This is a genomic window from Corynebacterium parakroppenstedtii, assembly GCF_019754935.1.
Classification (GTDB): Bacteria; Actinomycetota; Actinomycetes; order Mycobacteriales; family Mycobacteriaceae; genus Corynebacterium; species Corynebacterium parakroppenstedtii.
Map to the genome: position 1 here is coordinate 601,236 of NZ_JAGSOA010000001.1, position 15,047 is coordinate 616,282.

Sequence of the window (15,047 nt, forward strand, 5' to 3'; positions counted from 1 at the left end):
GGCACGTCGGCCATCAGGACGGCCACGTTGTGGACAAACAAAGTTATCCACAGATATGGACAGCGCGCCACTGCTGCCCAGCCAGCGACAGCGCCCGCTACAACTCAGCAGCGTCCCGCGTATTGATCACCGACACCGCAATCGCACCCGCACCAGTATGCACTGCCAAAGCCGGGGAGAGTTCCGCCTGCGTCAGGACCACGTCGGCAGACGGGAACTGATCTATCCCCCATCGTTTACCCAGGTCAACGAATGTATTGTTCGCTTCCAAGGCCTTTTTCAACCCTGCACCAACAATGCGCGCACGGTCATCGGCACCCGAGTGGTGAATACAGATACGCACGGGTTCCGTATCTCCATCAGCACTGCGAGAAACAGTCGAGGCACCGTCCGTACTGGAATCCGCACCGGAACCCCCACTAGACCGATCCGCCTCGTCGGCACTAGTGGTCACAGTCGCAGCATCCACCACCATGTCGACAAGCCGGGTAAATGCTTTCGCCTGCGTCCGCGTCCGCGCAACGACACCAAAACTTCCATCATGCAGGGAAAATAGTGACTTCACGGGCAGCGCAGATGACATCAACGATGACATCGTGCTCATCCGCCCCGAGCGTCGCAAACCGTCGGTACGCTCAAGGTAGAGGAACAATTGCGAATGGCCCGTGATCATCGACGCACGTCTCGCGCATTCCTCCAAGTCGCCACCATTCTGCGCCGCACGAGCAGCAGCCATGGCGGCCTCCCCCACCGGCATCCCGATCGAATCGGTTTCAATAACGCGGACTTTTCCCTCGAAAACCGCCGAGGCCGCCACCGCCGCTGACCAGGTACTACTGAGCTTTTGTCCAAGATGAACAGCGACGACACCCTCGTCACCAGACCGTTCCATCTCCCGGCCATACGCTGCGGCGAGCTCCAACGCGGTCACCCCCGACGTCGAACTTGCGTCATCGGAAGACACGACATGCAAAGGGAGGACGGTAATCCCCCATTCCCGCGCCCGCTCAACGGGCAAGCACGATGAGGAATCGGTAATGACGCGGACAGTCACTGCAGCCCCTCAATCGACGTCCTGGTATAGGTCACACCAACGCCCTCACTACCCGGTTGAGCAGGAGCGAAAGGAATACCCAGCGCGGACGCATTCCACGCGTCCAAATACCACTGCGCATCGTCGATAGTAGATTCAGTAAACGTCGCCACCGGGGTCGTATCCAACGCAGGATCCGCCGGTCGGTCACCGGAATTGTCGACTGTCGAGTGGTCGTAGTGGAAACGTGGACGCGCCGTCAGCTGAGCCCAACTCGTATTCCCCAACCCCGAGAATGACGAGTAGTTGTCCGTCGGCAATCCCAATAATGAGCAGGTCAAGCCGGCGATAGTGCCCCCATGGGCCACGCACACGACTGTGCCGCCTTCCCACTCGGAGAACGAATGCATGAGCTCATCAACAAGGCTGCGGGCACGGGCAGCGACCTCCAGACGGGTCTCACCACCCGGCGGGGCCCAGTGAGGGTTATGCCGCCACATCGCGCGCTGACCCGGGTGAGTAGCGTCGATCTCCTCATGCGAATGAGCCTGCCACGACCCCAAATGGGTCTCACGCAAACGGTCATCGAGCACGGGAGTGAGCCCATGAGGTGCTGCGATCAGCCCCGCAGTTTCCGCTGCTCGCGACAGGTCAGAGGTCACCACTCGTCGGATATCCCACCGACTGAGTTCATCAGCAGTCCGCTGGGCTTGACGTCGCCCCAGATCGCTGAGATGCGTATCCATCTGGCCCTGCATGCGGCCAGTGGCGTTGTAATCCGTCTGACCGTGTCGAAGAAGAATAAGGCGGCGAGCCATCGGTACTACCTAGATTTCGTCCGCGTCGGGTTCACGGCCGGCCAGCGGAATGTCATCAATCACATCAGCCCGGTGCGCAGCGTCGCTGGTATCAGAGAGCCCACCGCGCTGGGAGGGTTCAATGCCCTCGACCTCGATCACCGGGCAGTCTTTCCACAGGCTATCGAGCCCATAAAAATCGCGCTCCGGCTCGCGCTGGACATGCACCACAATGTCGTTGTAATCCAGCAGCACCCAGCGCGCTTCACGGCTGCCCTCGCGTCGGACCGGTTTGTAGCCCGCTTCAGCAAGTTTGTCTTCGATTTCGTCGGCAATAGACATGACATGACGTTCGTTATCGCCACTACACACGACGAAGCAGTCGGTGATCACCAACTGGCCCGACACGTCCAAAACAACGATGTCCGACGCTATTTTGTCCGATGCGGCACGTGCGGCAATCTGCGCCATGCTCACTGATTCTTCTGATGCAGCCATAAAATCCTTCGTTATTGTTTTCGTTATTGTTGTTCAGTCTTGTCGGCGGAGAAGCAAAGTCTCATTGTGGCACGGGACCCCGTTTACCACCTAAGGCCTACCACATACCCGACGCCCCGCCTTGTCCCGAGGGCAGGTACAGCCTTTCCTTCGCAATGTATTGCACCACACCATCGGGCACGAGGTACCAAATCGGCCGATTCGCCCGGGCACGCGCGCGAATATTCGTCGACGAAATCGCCATAGCCGGCACCTCCACCATCGTGACGCTGTCCCCCAACGGGCCTAGCTCGGTTTTCTCCAACGAATACCCGGGCCTCGTGACGGCGACGAACGTCGCCAATGACATCATCTCGGTGCAATCGCGCCACGTCGCCATCCTCGCCACAGCATCGGCACCGGTGATGAAGAACAATTCGGCGTTCGGGTATCGCTCGTGCAAATCATGGAGCGTATCGACGGTATAAGTGGGGCCACCGCGGTCGATATCCACCCTCGACACACTGAACCGTGGGTTCGACGCCGTCGCGATCGTGGTCATGAGGTAGCGATCTTCAGCCGGCGTCACGGAGCGGTTCTTCTTCTGCCACGGCTGGCCCGTCGGAACGAAAAGTACGCGATCCAAAGAAAAAAGATCCGCGACCTCAGAGGCGGCCACCAGGTGCCCATGATGAATGGGATCAAAGGTGCCGCCCATAATTCCAAGGCGCGGATAGTTCGTCGATGTCTGCATCACAGAAGAAACTCTACGGGCGAGTGTGTCCCTCTCCGTAAATGACCCACTTTGTGGACGTCAATTCCGGCAGCCCCATGGGGCCACGCGCGTGCAGCTTCTGCGTCGAAATGCCGATTTCTGCACCAAAACCGAACTGCTCACCATCGGTGTACGCCGTCGATGCGTTGACGTACACGGCCGCGGCGTCCACAGCAGCTTCAAATTCCTTCGCCGCCGACCAGTCCTGCGTGGCAATGGCCTCCGAGTGGCCCGTCGAATAGGTGCGGATCCACTCCACGGCGCCCTGTTCGTCGGGAACAATCGCTGCAGCAATGTCCATGGACAAGTACTCCGAGGTCCAGTCCTTTTCCTCGGCTTCCACCACATTGTCGACGCCCAGGTCACGCAATTCCTGACGTCCGTGAATGGTCACACCCGCATCCTGGAGGGCCTTGAGTACAGCGACTTTGTCCTCATCAGGCAGGCGACCGTCGAGAAGAACCGTTTCGGTCGCGTTGCACACCGAGCAGCGTCGGGTCTTGCCATTGATCACCATCGCGATGGCGTCGGCAAGATCGGCGTCTTTATGCACGTAGAAGTGGCAATTTCCGGTGCCCGTTTCGATTGTTGGCACCGTTGCACCGGTGACGACGGCGTTGATCAGGCCCGCACCGCCGCGGGGGATCACGATGTCCACCAGGCCGCGGGCCGTGATCAGATCCTGGACGCTGTCGTGCGTGGTGCATGGCAAAAGCTGCACGGCGTCCTCGGGCACGTCCTGATCCGCGCACGCCTGCCGGAGCACATCGACCAGGGCGCTATTGGAATGAACAGCGGACTTCGAGCCACGAAGCAGCGCGACATTCCCCGACTTCAGCGCCAGGCCAAAGGCATCAACCGTCACGTTCGGGCGGGCTTCATAAACCATGCCCATCACACCGAGCGGGACGCGCACCTGCTTGAGCTCCAGGCCATTCGGCAAGGTCGAGCCGCGAACAATGTCACCCACGGGGTCGGGCAGCGCAGCCACCTGGCGCAGGCCGTCGGCGATTCCCTCGATGCGATCCTCGTCGAGAACCAGGCGGTCGATGAGAGCCTCGGACATCCCCCGCTCGCGGCCGGCGGCAACATCTTTGTCATTCGCCTCAATAATTGCCGACGCTGACTTCAGTAATGCGTCAGCTGCGTGATGGAGCAGCTCATTCTTTTGAACCGTTGTTAAACGAAGTGTTTGGGCAACGTCATGAGCACGCTGGGCCTTATCGAGGACCTCGGCACGCTCCTGTGCACGCTCGTCGTCGAGCTTCGTGTTCTGTTCGTTCGTCTTCGGATCGTTCTGGGGATTCTGGCTAGGTGTTGTCATGAAGCCTTTCTCATTGTGATTGTCAATCACGGCGCGGTAATCGACAGTTATCAATCGCGGCCGTGATGTCCTCACGATGCTTTTTAACCTACTGCCCCACCTAGGCGCGGGAAGCGAAATTGGACAAATAATCCCGGTGCACCACGGGGCGGTGGAGGTATTCGGGAAGCTCCTCCGAGGACCGACCAATCATGTCCGCCAATGTTGAGGAGTCGTAATTAACTTCGCCGCGGCCAATGACCTGCCCCTTCGGGCCAACAATGTCGACGATGTCACCCGCGGTGAAGTCCCCGTCGGCACGACGAATACCAACAGCAAGAAGCGACGAATGCTTCTCCGTCACAGCCTTCATTGCGCCGGCGTCAAGACGCAACGTGCCGCTGGCGTCGGCGGCATACAGCGCCCAGAACTTCCACGCAGACAGGCGTTCTTCGCGTGGCCAGAACGCAGTTCCGACGTCCGCATCATTCAATGCCGGGCCGATGTTAGCCGTCGACGTTAACAGCACCGGAACTCCAGCGCGCGATGCCAACCGAGCAGCCGAGAGTTTCGAGGCCATGCCGCCTGTACCCAATTTGCCGCCATCGCCCGCAGCGACTTCCTTCAGATCGTTGCCGCTCTTGACCTCGGGCACAAAGCGTGCACCCGGCGAGGACGGATTGCGGTCATACAAGCCATCCACATCGGACAGCAGCACTAACGCGTCCGCTGAGACCAGGTGTGCCACCAGTGCGGCCAGACGGTCATTGTCTCCGAAGCGCATTTCCGAGGTCGCCACCGCGTCGTTCTCGTTAACAATGGGAACGACATGCATACGGCGAAGGCGATCAATCGTGCGCTGTGCGTTGCGAGCACGGTCACGACGGCCCGCATCGGACTGCGTTAACAGAACCTGAGCAATCGGCCTGCCGTAGCGGGCGAAAGTTCGTCCCCATTCTTGTGCCAATAGCACCTGGCCGACGGCGGCAGCTGCCTGTTTCGTCGCTAGGTCGGTGGGTTTCGTCGGCAAGTTCAGTGGTTTCATGCCGCAGGCCACCGCGCCCGATGACACAACAATCACGTCGCTACCACGGGCCATGCGGGCCTCCAGCGCATCGCAAATGCGGTCCATGGCCTCCGGGTACACGGCCCCGTTGTCATCCGTCAACGAGGACGACCCAATCTTGACGACGATCTTCTTAGCGTCGGCAATGCGCTCACGAACGGTGGATTCGTGGCCAGCGGCACGATCATCTATGCCCTGGTCGGGGTCCGGGAATTGGAATTCTTTGGCCGGAACAACCGGGCCCGGCATATGTACGTGCACATCGTCACGCATGGGTACTCCCTCAGGGGCAGGTGCGTCTGGCTGGAAGTCCGAAGGGAGTTCGGCGTCGGGTTGTTGACCCGACACTTCCTGGTCAGACGGTTGTGGATGGTCGGGTGCGACGTCGTTGTCGACGTTCGCGCGATCTGTCGTGTAATTAGTTGTTTGTTCAGGGGTCAGGGTCTGGGTAAAAGAAGGCATCGATCCTGATACATCAGATTGAGAACAGAAAAGTGATGAAGAGATGAGGGCATACGTCCTCTGCCGCTCATCAAGCACGCTATCCAGTATTAGCAAGAAAAGGAGGAACTGTCATATCCCATCCGCCTATTATCGACGGTCTGCAGTGTCTTTTTCCTTGCATTATGATGGGAGATGTGGAGCGCGTCACAGCGCGCGCGGATCGGACAATTCCCTTCCCCTACTCTTCGGTGTTTAGCCTTCCCACCGCTCGCGTGACGCTTCCTGCCCAAGGTCGTATTCATCAATAAGTCCACGACGAACCTGCGACGCCCGCTTGCGCTCTTCCGCGGTCGCCCGATGGGTTTGCGACAAGCGCGCATCCGAACCACGACTATCCGGTGTGCGATCGATACCCGCCGAGGTCGTCGGCTCCCACTCGAACGTGATGTCTCCAATTGTCACATCGCAACCGGGCTGCGCGCCGGCATCAAAAAGAGCATCCTCCACACCGATCCGGGCCAGGCGATCGGCCAAGTACCCCACCGCTTCATCGTTTTCAAAGTCGGTTTGACGTATCCAACGGTCGAGTTTCTTACCTTCGACGATAAAGCCGCCGAGCTCATTGTCCGTGCCATTATCCGTGTGGACGACAAAATCCTCACCGGCGTTCTTCGCTGCGCTCTTGCGGCCCAGTTTCCCTCGACGCTTGTCAACAGGCTCGGGCCGAAGAACCGCCACGGGCTCTTCGTCGACCGGGTGCTCAGACCGATACTTCTTCACGATCTCCCATAAACCGAAGCGAAGCTCGTCCAGGCCCTCGTGGGCGACCGACGAAATCGTGAAAATGGGCCACCCGAATTGTTCAAGGGACTCCTTTTCCAGCTCAGCCATGTCGCGCGCATCAGGCACATCCATCTTCGTCAGAACAATGACGCGCGGACGCTCACGCAGATCCCCCAACCCGGTATCGTGATCCAATGCTGTTTGGTACGCGGCTAATTCTTCTTCCAGCGCACGGATGTCGTCGACCGGGTTACGGTCGGCTTCCAGGGCCGCCGGGTCAACCACGTGGGCGATCACCGCACACCGTTCAATATGGCGCAGGAAATCCAACCCCAGGCCGCGACCTTCAGAAGCGCCGGGGATCAAACCGGGGACATCCGCGATCGTGAAAGCGTCATTATCCACCATGACGACACCAAGGTTCGGCGTGAGCGTCGTGAAGGGATAATCCGCAATCTTCGGCTTCGCCGCCGAAAGCACGCTGATCAGTGACGACTTCCCGGCCGAGGGGTAGCCCACCAGTCCGACGTCGGCAATGGACTTCAGTTCAAGAACGACGTCTTTTTCTTCACCAGGCTCGCCGAGGAGAGCAAAACCAGGTGCCCGGCGTGCCTTGGACACGAGGGCCGCATTCCCTAACCCTCCGTAACCGCCTTCTGCGATGGTGAAACGGGTGCCCACGCCCGTCAAGTCCGCAATCACGGTGCCATCGGGTTCCGTGACCACGGTGCCATCGGGCACAGGGAGGACTAGGTCTTCGCCCCGGGCACCGTTGCGGTTGTCACCAGCCCCATTACCGCCCCGGGTTGCCTTGATATGCGGGTGGAAGTGGAAATCGACGAGCGTGTGAACCTGGTTGCTGGCCTCCACAATGACATCACCGCCGTGGCCGCCATTGCCTCCGTCGGGGCCGCCCAAAGGGACGAATTTCTCGCGGCGAATGGACGCGCACCCATGGCCGCCATCGCCGGCCCGGACATGCAGCACAACGCGGTCAACAAACTGAGGCATGAATTCCAATCCTTCCGTGAAACGGCTCGGGTGAACCGGATCAAGCGCTGCCGATCTTACATCTGATGGTGCCGACTAATGTCGACATTGTCGAGGGAAACCATATGGGATCGGGTGGTTAGCTTGTGCCCCACCCACAGCGCAATAAAAAGCGGTAGGCCGATATATGAAGACAGAATGGTAGAGAAACTAGACCAATCAAAGAGCGCTTGATAGTTCTGACCGATAATCACTACAGCACACATCACCAGTGCAACAATCGGCCCTGCGGGAAACCAACGAGCACGGTAGGGCAGGTCAGCGGGGTCATTCCCTTGGGCGATGTAGGCGCGCCGGAAACGATAATGGCTCCACGCGATGGACATCCACGCTAAGAAGCCGGCTAGGCCCGACGCATTGACCAGCCACTCATAGGCTGCCCCTTCTCCAATCAACGACGTCAAGAAGCACAGCAAACCAACCGCCGTCGTGGCGAACAGTGCCGGCCGGGGCACACCACGTTTCGATGTTTTCGCGAAGATGCGGGGTGCAACACCATCTTTCGCCATCGCGTACAGCATTCGTGTCGACGCATAAAGGCCGGAATTCCCTGCCGACAAAATCGAGGTCAAAATAACCGCATTCATGATGGTCGCTGCGGCAAGAACACCCGCGTTTTGGAACACCAAGGTGAAGGGTGAAACGGAGATATTGTCGACGTCGGACCGAAGGAGATTGGGGTCGGTATAGGGAATAAGGAATCCAATGACCGTAATCGCACCGATGTAGAAAAGCATGATCCGGATGAAGACGCTGCGGATAGCGCGGGGAATGTCTTTATCCGGATTTCGCGATTCGCCGGCTGCGACTCCGACTAATTCCGTGCCTTGGAATGAAAATCCGGCAATCATGAAGACGTTGAGGATACCTAGGAATCCTGCTTTAAATGGTGCCTCACCATGGGTCCAGTTGGAGAACCCTGGGGACTTTCCGCCCAAAATACCGGCGATCATGAGCACGCCTAAACCTAGAAAGACAATCACCGCAACAACTTTGATAAGCGCGAACCAGAATTCGCCCTCGCCGTATCCTTTTACTGAGACGATATTCAGCGAAAAGAGGAGCGCGAGGAATATCGCCGACCACACCCACCCCGGAGTCGAGGGGAACCAGAATTTCATGACCAGGGCTGCCGCCACGAGTTCTGCTGCTACAGTGATCGCCCAGTTAAACCAATAATTCCAGCCGGTGGCAAAACCAAATGACGGCGACACATAGGCGCGGGCATAGTGAGCGAAGGCTCCTGACACCGGTGAATACGTCGCCATTTCCCCCAGCGACTGCATCAGTAAGAACACCATGAGACCGATGGCACCGTAGGCGACGAGAGCACCACCTGGACCGGCATCGGCAATCGTGGCACCCGAGGCGACGAAGAGCCCGGTGCCAATGGCGCCCCCGATGGCGATCATGTTCATGTGCCGTGATTCCAACCCCCGGTTCAGAGATTCGCTGTGAGGGGTTGTGGTGCTATTCCGGCTGTGGTGGCTCACGAGTTCTCCCTCAACATCATTGGGGTTGGGGTGGGGTAGGAATGGTTGGCATGCCTGCCGAGTGATTATTCCAGATATAAAAAGAGCTCCCCCGGGCGGAAAGACGCCGGAGGAGCTGCGGAGACGGCGAACTAGGCCTTGGCGGGCTCAGCTTCGACGTTCTCGACGATATTGACGGTGCGACGGTTACGCTTACGAGCGAACTGAACTGCACCTGCCTTCAGGGCGAAGAGCGTGTCGTCGCCACCACGGCCGACATTTTCGCCGGGGTGGAATGAGGTACCACGCTGGCGAACAAGAATCTCGCCCGCCTTGACCTGCTGGCCACCGAAGCGTTTCACGCCGAGGCGCTTTGACTCTGAATCGCGACCGTTGTTTGAGCTGGCCGCACCTTTCTTGTGTGCCATTGGTTGATTTCCCTCCTTGGAAAAACTCGGGCACGTGGCAGCTGTGGGTCATGAACCCGCAGCGGCCGCGAGACTTACTTGATGCCGGTGATCTTCACAACGGTCAACGGCTGGCGATGCCCGTGGCGACGCTTGTATCCGGTCTTGTTCCTGTAATGCATGTTGCGGATCTTCGGGCCCTTGGTGTGCTCGACGATCTCGGCGTTCACTGCCACTGAGGACAGATCATCACCTGAGGTGATTGAGGCACCGTCGACGAGCAAAACCGGGGAGAGAGCCACGGACAAACCCGGCTCACCCTCGATCTTCTCGACCTTGACGAGGTCACCTTCAGCAACCTTGTACTGCTTTCCGCCGGTCTTGACGATCGCGTACATAAGAGGGCTACCCCTTTTTATTTTTCGCTCGGCTCAGGGCTAATCACCCTGACTGGACTATTAACGTGTTCGCGGCATATGACATGAACGGTTGCCCGGGCGCAATCATGAGCACACACGGGCCTAGACAGTCGGCCTGCGAACAGCGACTGCTCAAGACTACCCGGTCACCGATGGATAACAAAACCGTCTATATCATTGTTACCAGTGTGAAACGAATCGACGTTTACTCCCGGGCATCTTGAGCTACCGATCACTTCTTTGTGGAAGCTCTCCGCCGCGCACGACGTCGACCACTCTTGCGCGCGGATGACCCACTGTGAGAGTCGTTGTCCCGCTTGTCGGAGCGCTCTGACCGGTTGTCGGCCGATGACTTATCCGATTGCTTCTGGTCTGGAGCGTTCGACGAGCCACGACCCGTTTTATCGGTTTTACCGTCTGGATAGTTGTCCTTTTCCGGCGGTACATCGGACCGGGAGTTTCCGCGAGTAGCTCGCCGACGCCGTGGCGACCGGTCGAACTGCCGTTGTGCCTCCTCATACGTCTCCTTATGCTGAGACGAAGTGTCTGCTGAGGAGGATTTCTTGTCTCGGGACCGGGACGATGACTCTCCAGAATCCTTCGAGCGGGATTTGGTTCGGGACGCATCCTTACTTTGGTGCTCGTCCTTCGCCTGGGACGCATCCTTATTGCGAGACTTCGATTGCGGCGACGATGCCTTCTTAGCCTGCGATGCGCTCCGGCGGGTCGCGTGACGACGACCACGCTGCTTCTTACCGCGTGTGGTCGTCTCTCCGCTCCCCTTGTCCGCGTCGCCGTCAGCATGGCGAGCGTTTTCCTCGTCACGCTTCGTCGCGTCCTCCGGCTGGTTCGCTTTCGCGCTATCGGACTCGGTGTGGTCTGCCTTTACCTGCTCCTCACGCTGAGAACGCGATGAGCGTGTTGCTTTACGACGCCGCCGACGGCGCGGCCGTCCATCCTTGTCTCCAGAGGAGTCGTCATCATCGCCACCACTCCGAGAGTCTTGCGCAGCTGAGAGATAATCAGCGCCACTGGGCTCATCGGGATCTTCATCGTCGGCAAGAATTACTGCAGCCGCAGCGATTTCCTCGATGGAGCGCCGGCGCGTTGTCGTCTCGTCAGAGCCGCCCTGTTTTCCAAAATGACTCTGCGTCCCAGAGTCACCTTTTCCAGCATGGTCCTTCTTAGAACGGCCACCTCCAGAACGATCACCCTTAGAGCGGTCATTCTTAGAAACGCCCGACGTGGAATCACTTGACGCATCGTCCACGTGATCGTCGATGTCGTCGTCAAACGAGTACTCGGGAAGATCGTTGTCGACATTGTCCTGAAGCGCCGCGCTGTCGTCATCGGACTCATCATCATCCGTGCTGCTCAACAGGATGGGATCGTCGTGGACAATGAACCCTCGGCCGTGGCACTCGCTACATGGCGTCGAGAAGGTCTCAACCAAGCCCTTGCCCAGCCGCTTACGGGTGATCTGGACAAGCCCCAAGGACGTCACTTCACCCAGCTGGTGGCGGGTTCGGTCCTTGGCCAGGGCTTCACTGAGCCGGCGAAGCACCAATTCCTGGTTTTCTTCCAGCACCATGTCAATGAAGTCGACGACGATCATGCCGCCGATGTCACGCAGCCGCATTTGACGGACGATCTCGTCGGCGGCTTCAAGGTTGTTGCGGGTCACGGTCTCTTCGAGGCTGCCGCTCGAGCCGGTGAAACGGCCAGTGTTGACGTCAATGACCGTCATAGCCTCGGTTTTCTCAATGACAAGCGTGCCTCCGGACGGCAGGAACACCACGCGGTCCAGCGCTTGTTTCAGTTGCTTATCAATGCCCCAGTGGCCGAAAGCGTCCTGCCCATCATGGTCCTGACGCTCATACTTCGACAGTTTCTCTTCCAGGTCCGGCGCAATGCGGTGGATGTACGACGACACCATCGACCACGAGCGGTCTCCGTCGACAATAAGCTCATCGAAGTCCTCATTGAAGAGATCACGAACCACCTTGACCAGCAGGTTCGGCTCTTCATGCAGTGTTTGCGGGCTGTCAAAGTGCGGCTTCGATCCCTTCTTGCCGCCCTTCGAATTTTTCTTCCCGGAACCTTTCCCGGAGGACGTCTGCGAGCCCGGTAAAGTACGAAGTTCGTCAGCCTTCTCCAGGATCGTGTCCCACACATTCTGCTGCCGACGAACATCACGAGCGATGTCCTCGGTATCGACGCCCTCGGCGGCCGTGCGGATAATTGCACCACCCTCATCAGGCAAAATGCCGGAAACCGCTTTCTTCAAACGCTTCCGCTCGGGCTCAGGCAGCTTGCGCGATACCCCGTGCGCACGCCCTTCAGGCACGTACACCAGGTACCGGCCTGCCAGCGAAATGTGGCTGGTGAGCCGCGGCCCCTTGTGCCCGACTGAATCCTTCGTAACCTGAACCAGAATCGGATCGCCCGGCTTGAGTGCTTTTTCGATCTTCCGCTGGCGGCCGGTGTGCCGAGTATGCCGCCAATCAATGTCTCCGGAGTAGATCACACCGTTGCGGTCAGTTCCGATATCGACGAAGGCAGCTTCCATGCTGGCCAGGACGTTTTGTACTCGTCCTAAGTAGATATTGCCGACGAGGGTCCGCGTGCGTTCCGATGTCACGAAGTGTTCGACCAGCTGGTCGTCTTCCATGATGGCGACTTGGGTGACTTTTCCGGAGCCGTCGGATCGCACTGAATCGCGGACGATCATCCGGCGGTGAACGGCGTCCCGGCGCGCCTGGAACTCAGCCGTGCTGATGGTCTGGTGCTTGTCGCGCTTGTTTTCTTCGCGACGCTTCCGCGCGGCCGCAGCACGTGTAGAGCCCTTGATCTTGGCGGGCTCATCGGACTTTTGCGACTCCTGTTTCCCCTCGCCGGAGCCATCACCGTTGCCCGAGGAGTTGTTGCCCGAGGAACGCCCCTTCTTGTTCTTGTCCTTACGTTTATTGGAGTCGTGCTTGTTTGAGTCGTGTTTGTGATCTTTCTTGTCCCCCGATTTACCCTTATCGCTGCTCTTCTTCGACCGCTTCGACGACGAACCACGCTCATCTTCCGAGGTGTCGTCTTCGTTGTGGTCTTTGGAGTGACGAGATTTCGACGACCCGTCGACGTTCTTCTTGCCACGGCCACGGCGACCCCTGCGGCGTCGATATGACGACGGTGAGTCGTCATTCTCCTCATTGTCGACGTCCGATGTGTCCTCTGCGTCTCCCGTCGATTCCTCATCGGACGTGGGAGAGTCACCTGAGTTGTCGCGGGATTCCGTCGACTCCGTGGCGACCGGTGTGGGCGCCATAAAAATCGGAGTCGGAATGGAAACGTGATTCGCTTCCCGGTCCTCAGCGGTGTCGGAGCTCTCAGTTTCTAGCTCTTCGGCGTCTGGTTCGTCAGTATCTGGCGTATCGACGTCGGTCTTTTCCGCCTCAGTCTCTTCTACCGCGGACTCATCGACGTTGGCTTCCCCAGCGTCAGCGTCCTCTGCTTCGGACTTATCTTCCTCAGGCGTCTTCGCCTCAGCCTTATCCGCCTGTCCCTTATCGGTATCAGCGTTCTCAGACTCGTCATCACGCGCGGGGTCAGAGCTACCTTTGTCTGCAGCTTGGACGCGGTGGCGGAATTCGGCCACTTGTTCACGAGTGACGGTCGATTGCGCACTGCGAACGTTGATTCCGACGGCCCCAAGAAGGGCAATGACTTCTTTGCTCGTGTGCCCGATGAGTTTCGCTAACTGGTGGACACGTGTTTTCGCGGCTAGGTCACGCTCGTCGAGTGAAGAGATGACTGCTTTTGTTCCGGCAGATAGCGCACTTAATTCGGTCACCATCTCTGTGTGGGCCGCTCGTGATGCCCGAGTGTTCCTCGACTTTGATTGTGATGATGTGTTTGTCGTTCGTTTTGCCGAACGTCGGCGGGGTGTACCGCTTGTGTCAGCCACAATTCTCCTTTAGCAGCACCGCAGTGGTCGCGCCCCAGATAATGGCACGGGCCGATGATCCGGTCCGTCATGCGCACGATGGCTTTCTCATTCCGAGCGATGTGTGCTCGGCACCATCGAACACTGACTAGCACAGTACGTGTACAAATCCTGTTGGACCGAGTGAGCAGTGCGGTTCTTTTGTCATGGTAAAGCTTGCTGGCGGAACAGAAACGGGGGCGCAGCTTGCAGCTATCTTCTAAAAGCTCGCGGTTATAGACACCGGGGTAATAAAGCAATCCCGGACGGCCCCTCGCTGTTAAACGACACACATGGGGACACACAATGTGCGGTCATGCGCTGCAGCGCAGCTTCGCCCGTCTGCATTCCGAATATTATTTTGTCATAGGTGGACCGGAGGACGGAGGATCAGCAGCCCTCGCCCACTACAATTCCCCGTACAACCAGGCCAGATGCCTTGGTGAACGGAGTGTCGTTATCGTTCCCGCACCTTCAACATGTTGTCATGTGCCATGTAGTCATCATGCGGGTCGATACGAATTTAAAGGTTCGGGAACCAGATACCGATTTCGCGTTCTGCCGATTCCGGCGAGTCCGAACCATGAACGACGTTGGCATCAACGTCGAGAGCGAAATCTCCGCGGATGCTCCCCGGTGTCGCTTTCTTCACAGGGTCGGTACCCCCAGCGAGCTGCCGCCAAGCCTCAATAGCGTGTGGGCCTTCAACAACTCCAGCAACGAGCGGCCCCGATGTGATGAATTCAATGAGGTCTTTGAAGAACGGCTTGCCTTTGTGCTCTTCGTAGTGCTTTTCCGCGGTCTCCCGGTCTGCCACGCGCAGATCCAGGGCGGAGAATGTGAGCCCCTTGCGCTCGATACGGGCGAGAATCTCCCCTACGAGGCCTCGTTTGACTGCGTCGGGCTTAATCAGAATGAGGGTACGTTCAGACATACCATCATTGTAAGTCATGAGTCGCCTACGCTTGAAAGGCTTAGCAAAGCGTCTTTCCTAGAGAGGGCTCCCTGCCCACGGAATGGCCGAACAGCAAGCATTGGGACGGTCGAA

Annotated in this window: 12 protein-coding genes; all 12 read right to left on the reverse strand. The window is 58.5% G+C overall.

Annotation, left to right across the window (positions count from 1 at the left end):
- Nucleotides 1–97: 97 nt before the first annotated feature.
- Complete coding sequence (locus tag KCQ76_RS02510; RefSeq protein ID WP_046202567.1) at nt 98–1,054, reverse strand: DegV family protein; 957 nt, start codon at nt 1,052–1,054, stop codon at nt 98–100.
- Nucleotides 1,051–1,851 carry a histidine phosphatase family protein gene (locus KCQ76_RS02515; RefSeq protein ID WP_046202568.1) on the reverse strand — a complete coding sequence of 267 codons (801 nt, stop codon included), beginning with the start codon at nt 1,849–1,851 and terminating at the stop codon, nt 1,051–1,053. The genes KCQ76_RS02510 and KCQ76_RS02515 overlap by 4 nt, the downstream gene beginning before the upstream one ends.
- Before the next feature lie 9 nt (nt 1,852–1,860).
- Nucleotides 1,861–2,328, reverse strand: coding sequence for a ribosome silencing factor (gene rsfS / locus KCQ76_RS02520; protein WP_046202569.1), 468 nt, complete (start codon nt 2,326–2,328; stop codon nt 1,861–1,863).
- 97 nt (nt 2,329–2,425) lie between these two features.
- Nucleotides 2,426–3,061, reverse strand: a complete 636-nt coding sequence (nadD, locus tag KCQ76_RS02525; protein ID WP_060941855.1) for a nicotinate-nucleotide adenylyltransferase — start codon at nt 3,059–3,061, stop codon at nt 2,426–2,428.
- A 13-nt stretch (nt 3,062–3,074) separates the two neighbouring features.
- Nucleotides 3,075–4,406, reverse strand: coding sequence for a glutamate-5-semialdehyde dehydrogenase (locus KCQ76_RS02530; protein WP_046202570.1), 1,332 nt, complete (start codon nt 4,404–4,406; stop codon nt 3,075–3,077).
- A 100-nt stretch (nt 4,407–4,506) separates the two neighbouring features.
- A complete protein-coding gene (gene proB, locus KCQ76_RS02535) occupies nt 4,507–5,913 on the reverse strand; it encodes a glutamate 5-kinase (RefSeq protein ID WP_180962444.1) in 1,407 nt (468 codons plus the stop codon).
- Between the two features lie 234 nt (nt 5,914–6,147).
- The gene (gene obgE / locus KCQ76_RS02540; protein WP_046205121.1) at nt 6,148–7,689 is read right to left on the reverse strand and encodes a GTPase ObgE; all 1,542 of its coding nucleotides are present in this window, start codon (nt 7,687–7,689) and stop codon (nt 6,148–6,150) included.
- Nucleotides 7,690–7,745: 56 nt separating this feature from the next.
- On the reverse strand, nt 7,746–9,140 hold the full coding sequence (locus KCQ76_RS02545; protein ID WP_373369105.1) for an amino acid permease: 1,395 nt from the start codon (nt 9,138–9,140) through the stop codon (nt 7,746–7,748).
- 212 nt (nt 9,141–9,352) lie between these two features.
- On the reverse strand, nt 9,353–9,628 hold the full coding sequence (rpmA, locus tag KCQ76_RS02550) for a 50S ribosomal protein L27 (protein ID WP_012731987.1): 276 nt from the start codon (nt 9,626–9,628) through the stop codon (nt 9,353–9,355).
- Between the two features lie 74 nt (nt 9,629–9,702).
- The gene (gene rplU, locus KCQ76_RS02555) at nt 9,703–10,005 is read right to left on the reverse strand and encodes a 50S ribosomal protein L21 (RefSeq protein ID WP_046202572.1); all 303 of its coding nucleotides are present in this window, start codon (nt 10,003–10,005) and stop codon (nt 9,703–9,705) included.
- 253 nt (nt 10,006–10,258) lie between these two features.
- On the reverse strand, nt 10,259–13,981 hold the full coding sequence (locus tag KCQ76_RS02560) for a translation initiation factor IF-2 N-terminal domain-containing protein (RefSeq protein ID WP_146003202.1): 3,723 nt from the start codon (nt 13,979–13,981) through the stop codon (nt 10,259–10,261).
- A 541-nt stretch (nt 13,982–14,522) separates the two neighbouring features.
- On the reverse strand, nt 14,523–14,933 hold the full coding sequence (gene ndk / locus KCQ76_RS02565) for a nucleoside-diphosphate kinase (RefSeq protein WP_046202573.1): 411 nt from the start codon (nt 14,931–14,933) through the stop codon (nt 14,523–14,525).
- Between the last annotated feature and the right edge of the window lie 114 nt (nt 14,934–15,047).

Excerpts from the sequence above, each read along its gene's own strand:
- KCQ76_RS02515 (WP_046202568.1), bottom strand. The coding sequence starts at position 1,851 with ATGGCTCGCCGCCTTATTCTTCTTCGACACGGTCAGACGGATTACAAC.
- rsfS (WP_046202569.1), bottom strand. The coding sequence starts at position 2,328 with ATGGCTGCATCAGAAGAATCAGTGAGCATGGCGCAGATTGCCGCACGT.
- nadD (WP_060941855.1), bottom strand. The coding sequence starts at position 3,061 with ATGCAGACATCGACGAACTATCCGCGCCTTGGAATTATGGGCGGCACC.
- KCQ76_RS02530 (WP_046202570.1), bottom strand. The coding sequence starts at position 4,406 with ATGACAACACCTAGCCAGAATCCCCAGAACGATCCGAAGACGAACGAA.
- proB (WP_180962444.1), bottom strand. The coding sequence starts at position 5,913 with ATGCCTTCTTTTACCCAGACCCTGACCCCTGAACAAACAACTAATTAC.
- obgE (WP_046205121.1), bottom strand. The coding sequence starts at position 7,689 with ATGCCTCAGTTTGTTGACCGCGTTGTGCTGCATGTCCGGGCCGGCGAT.
- KCQ76_RS02545 (WP_373369105.1), bottom strand. The coding sequence starts at position 9,140 with ATGATCGCCATCGGGGGCGCCATTGGCACCGGGCTCTTCGTCGCCTCG.
- rpmA (WP_012731987.1), bottom strand. The coding sequence starts at position 9,628 with ATGGCACACAAGAAAGGTGCGGCCAGCTCAAACAACGGTCGCGATTCA.
- rplU (WP_046202572.1), bottom strand. The coding sequence starts at position 10,005 with ATGTACGCGATCGTCAAGACCGGCGGAAAGCAGTACAAGGTTGCTGAA.
- ndk (WP_046202573.1), bottom strand. The coding sequence starts at position 14,933 with ATGTCTGAACGTACCCTCATTCTGATTAAGCCCGACGCAGTCAAACGA.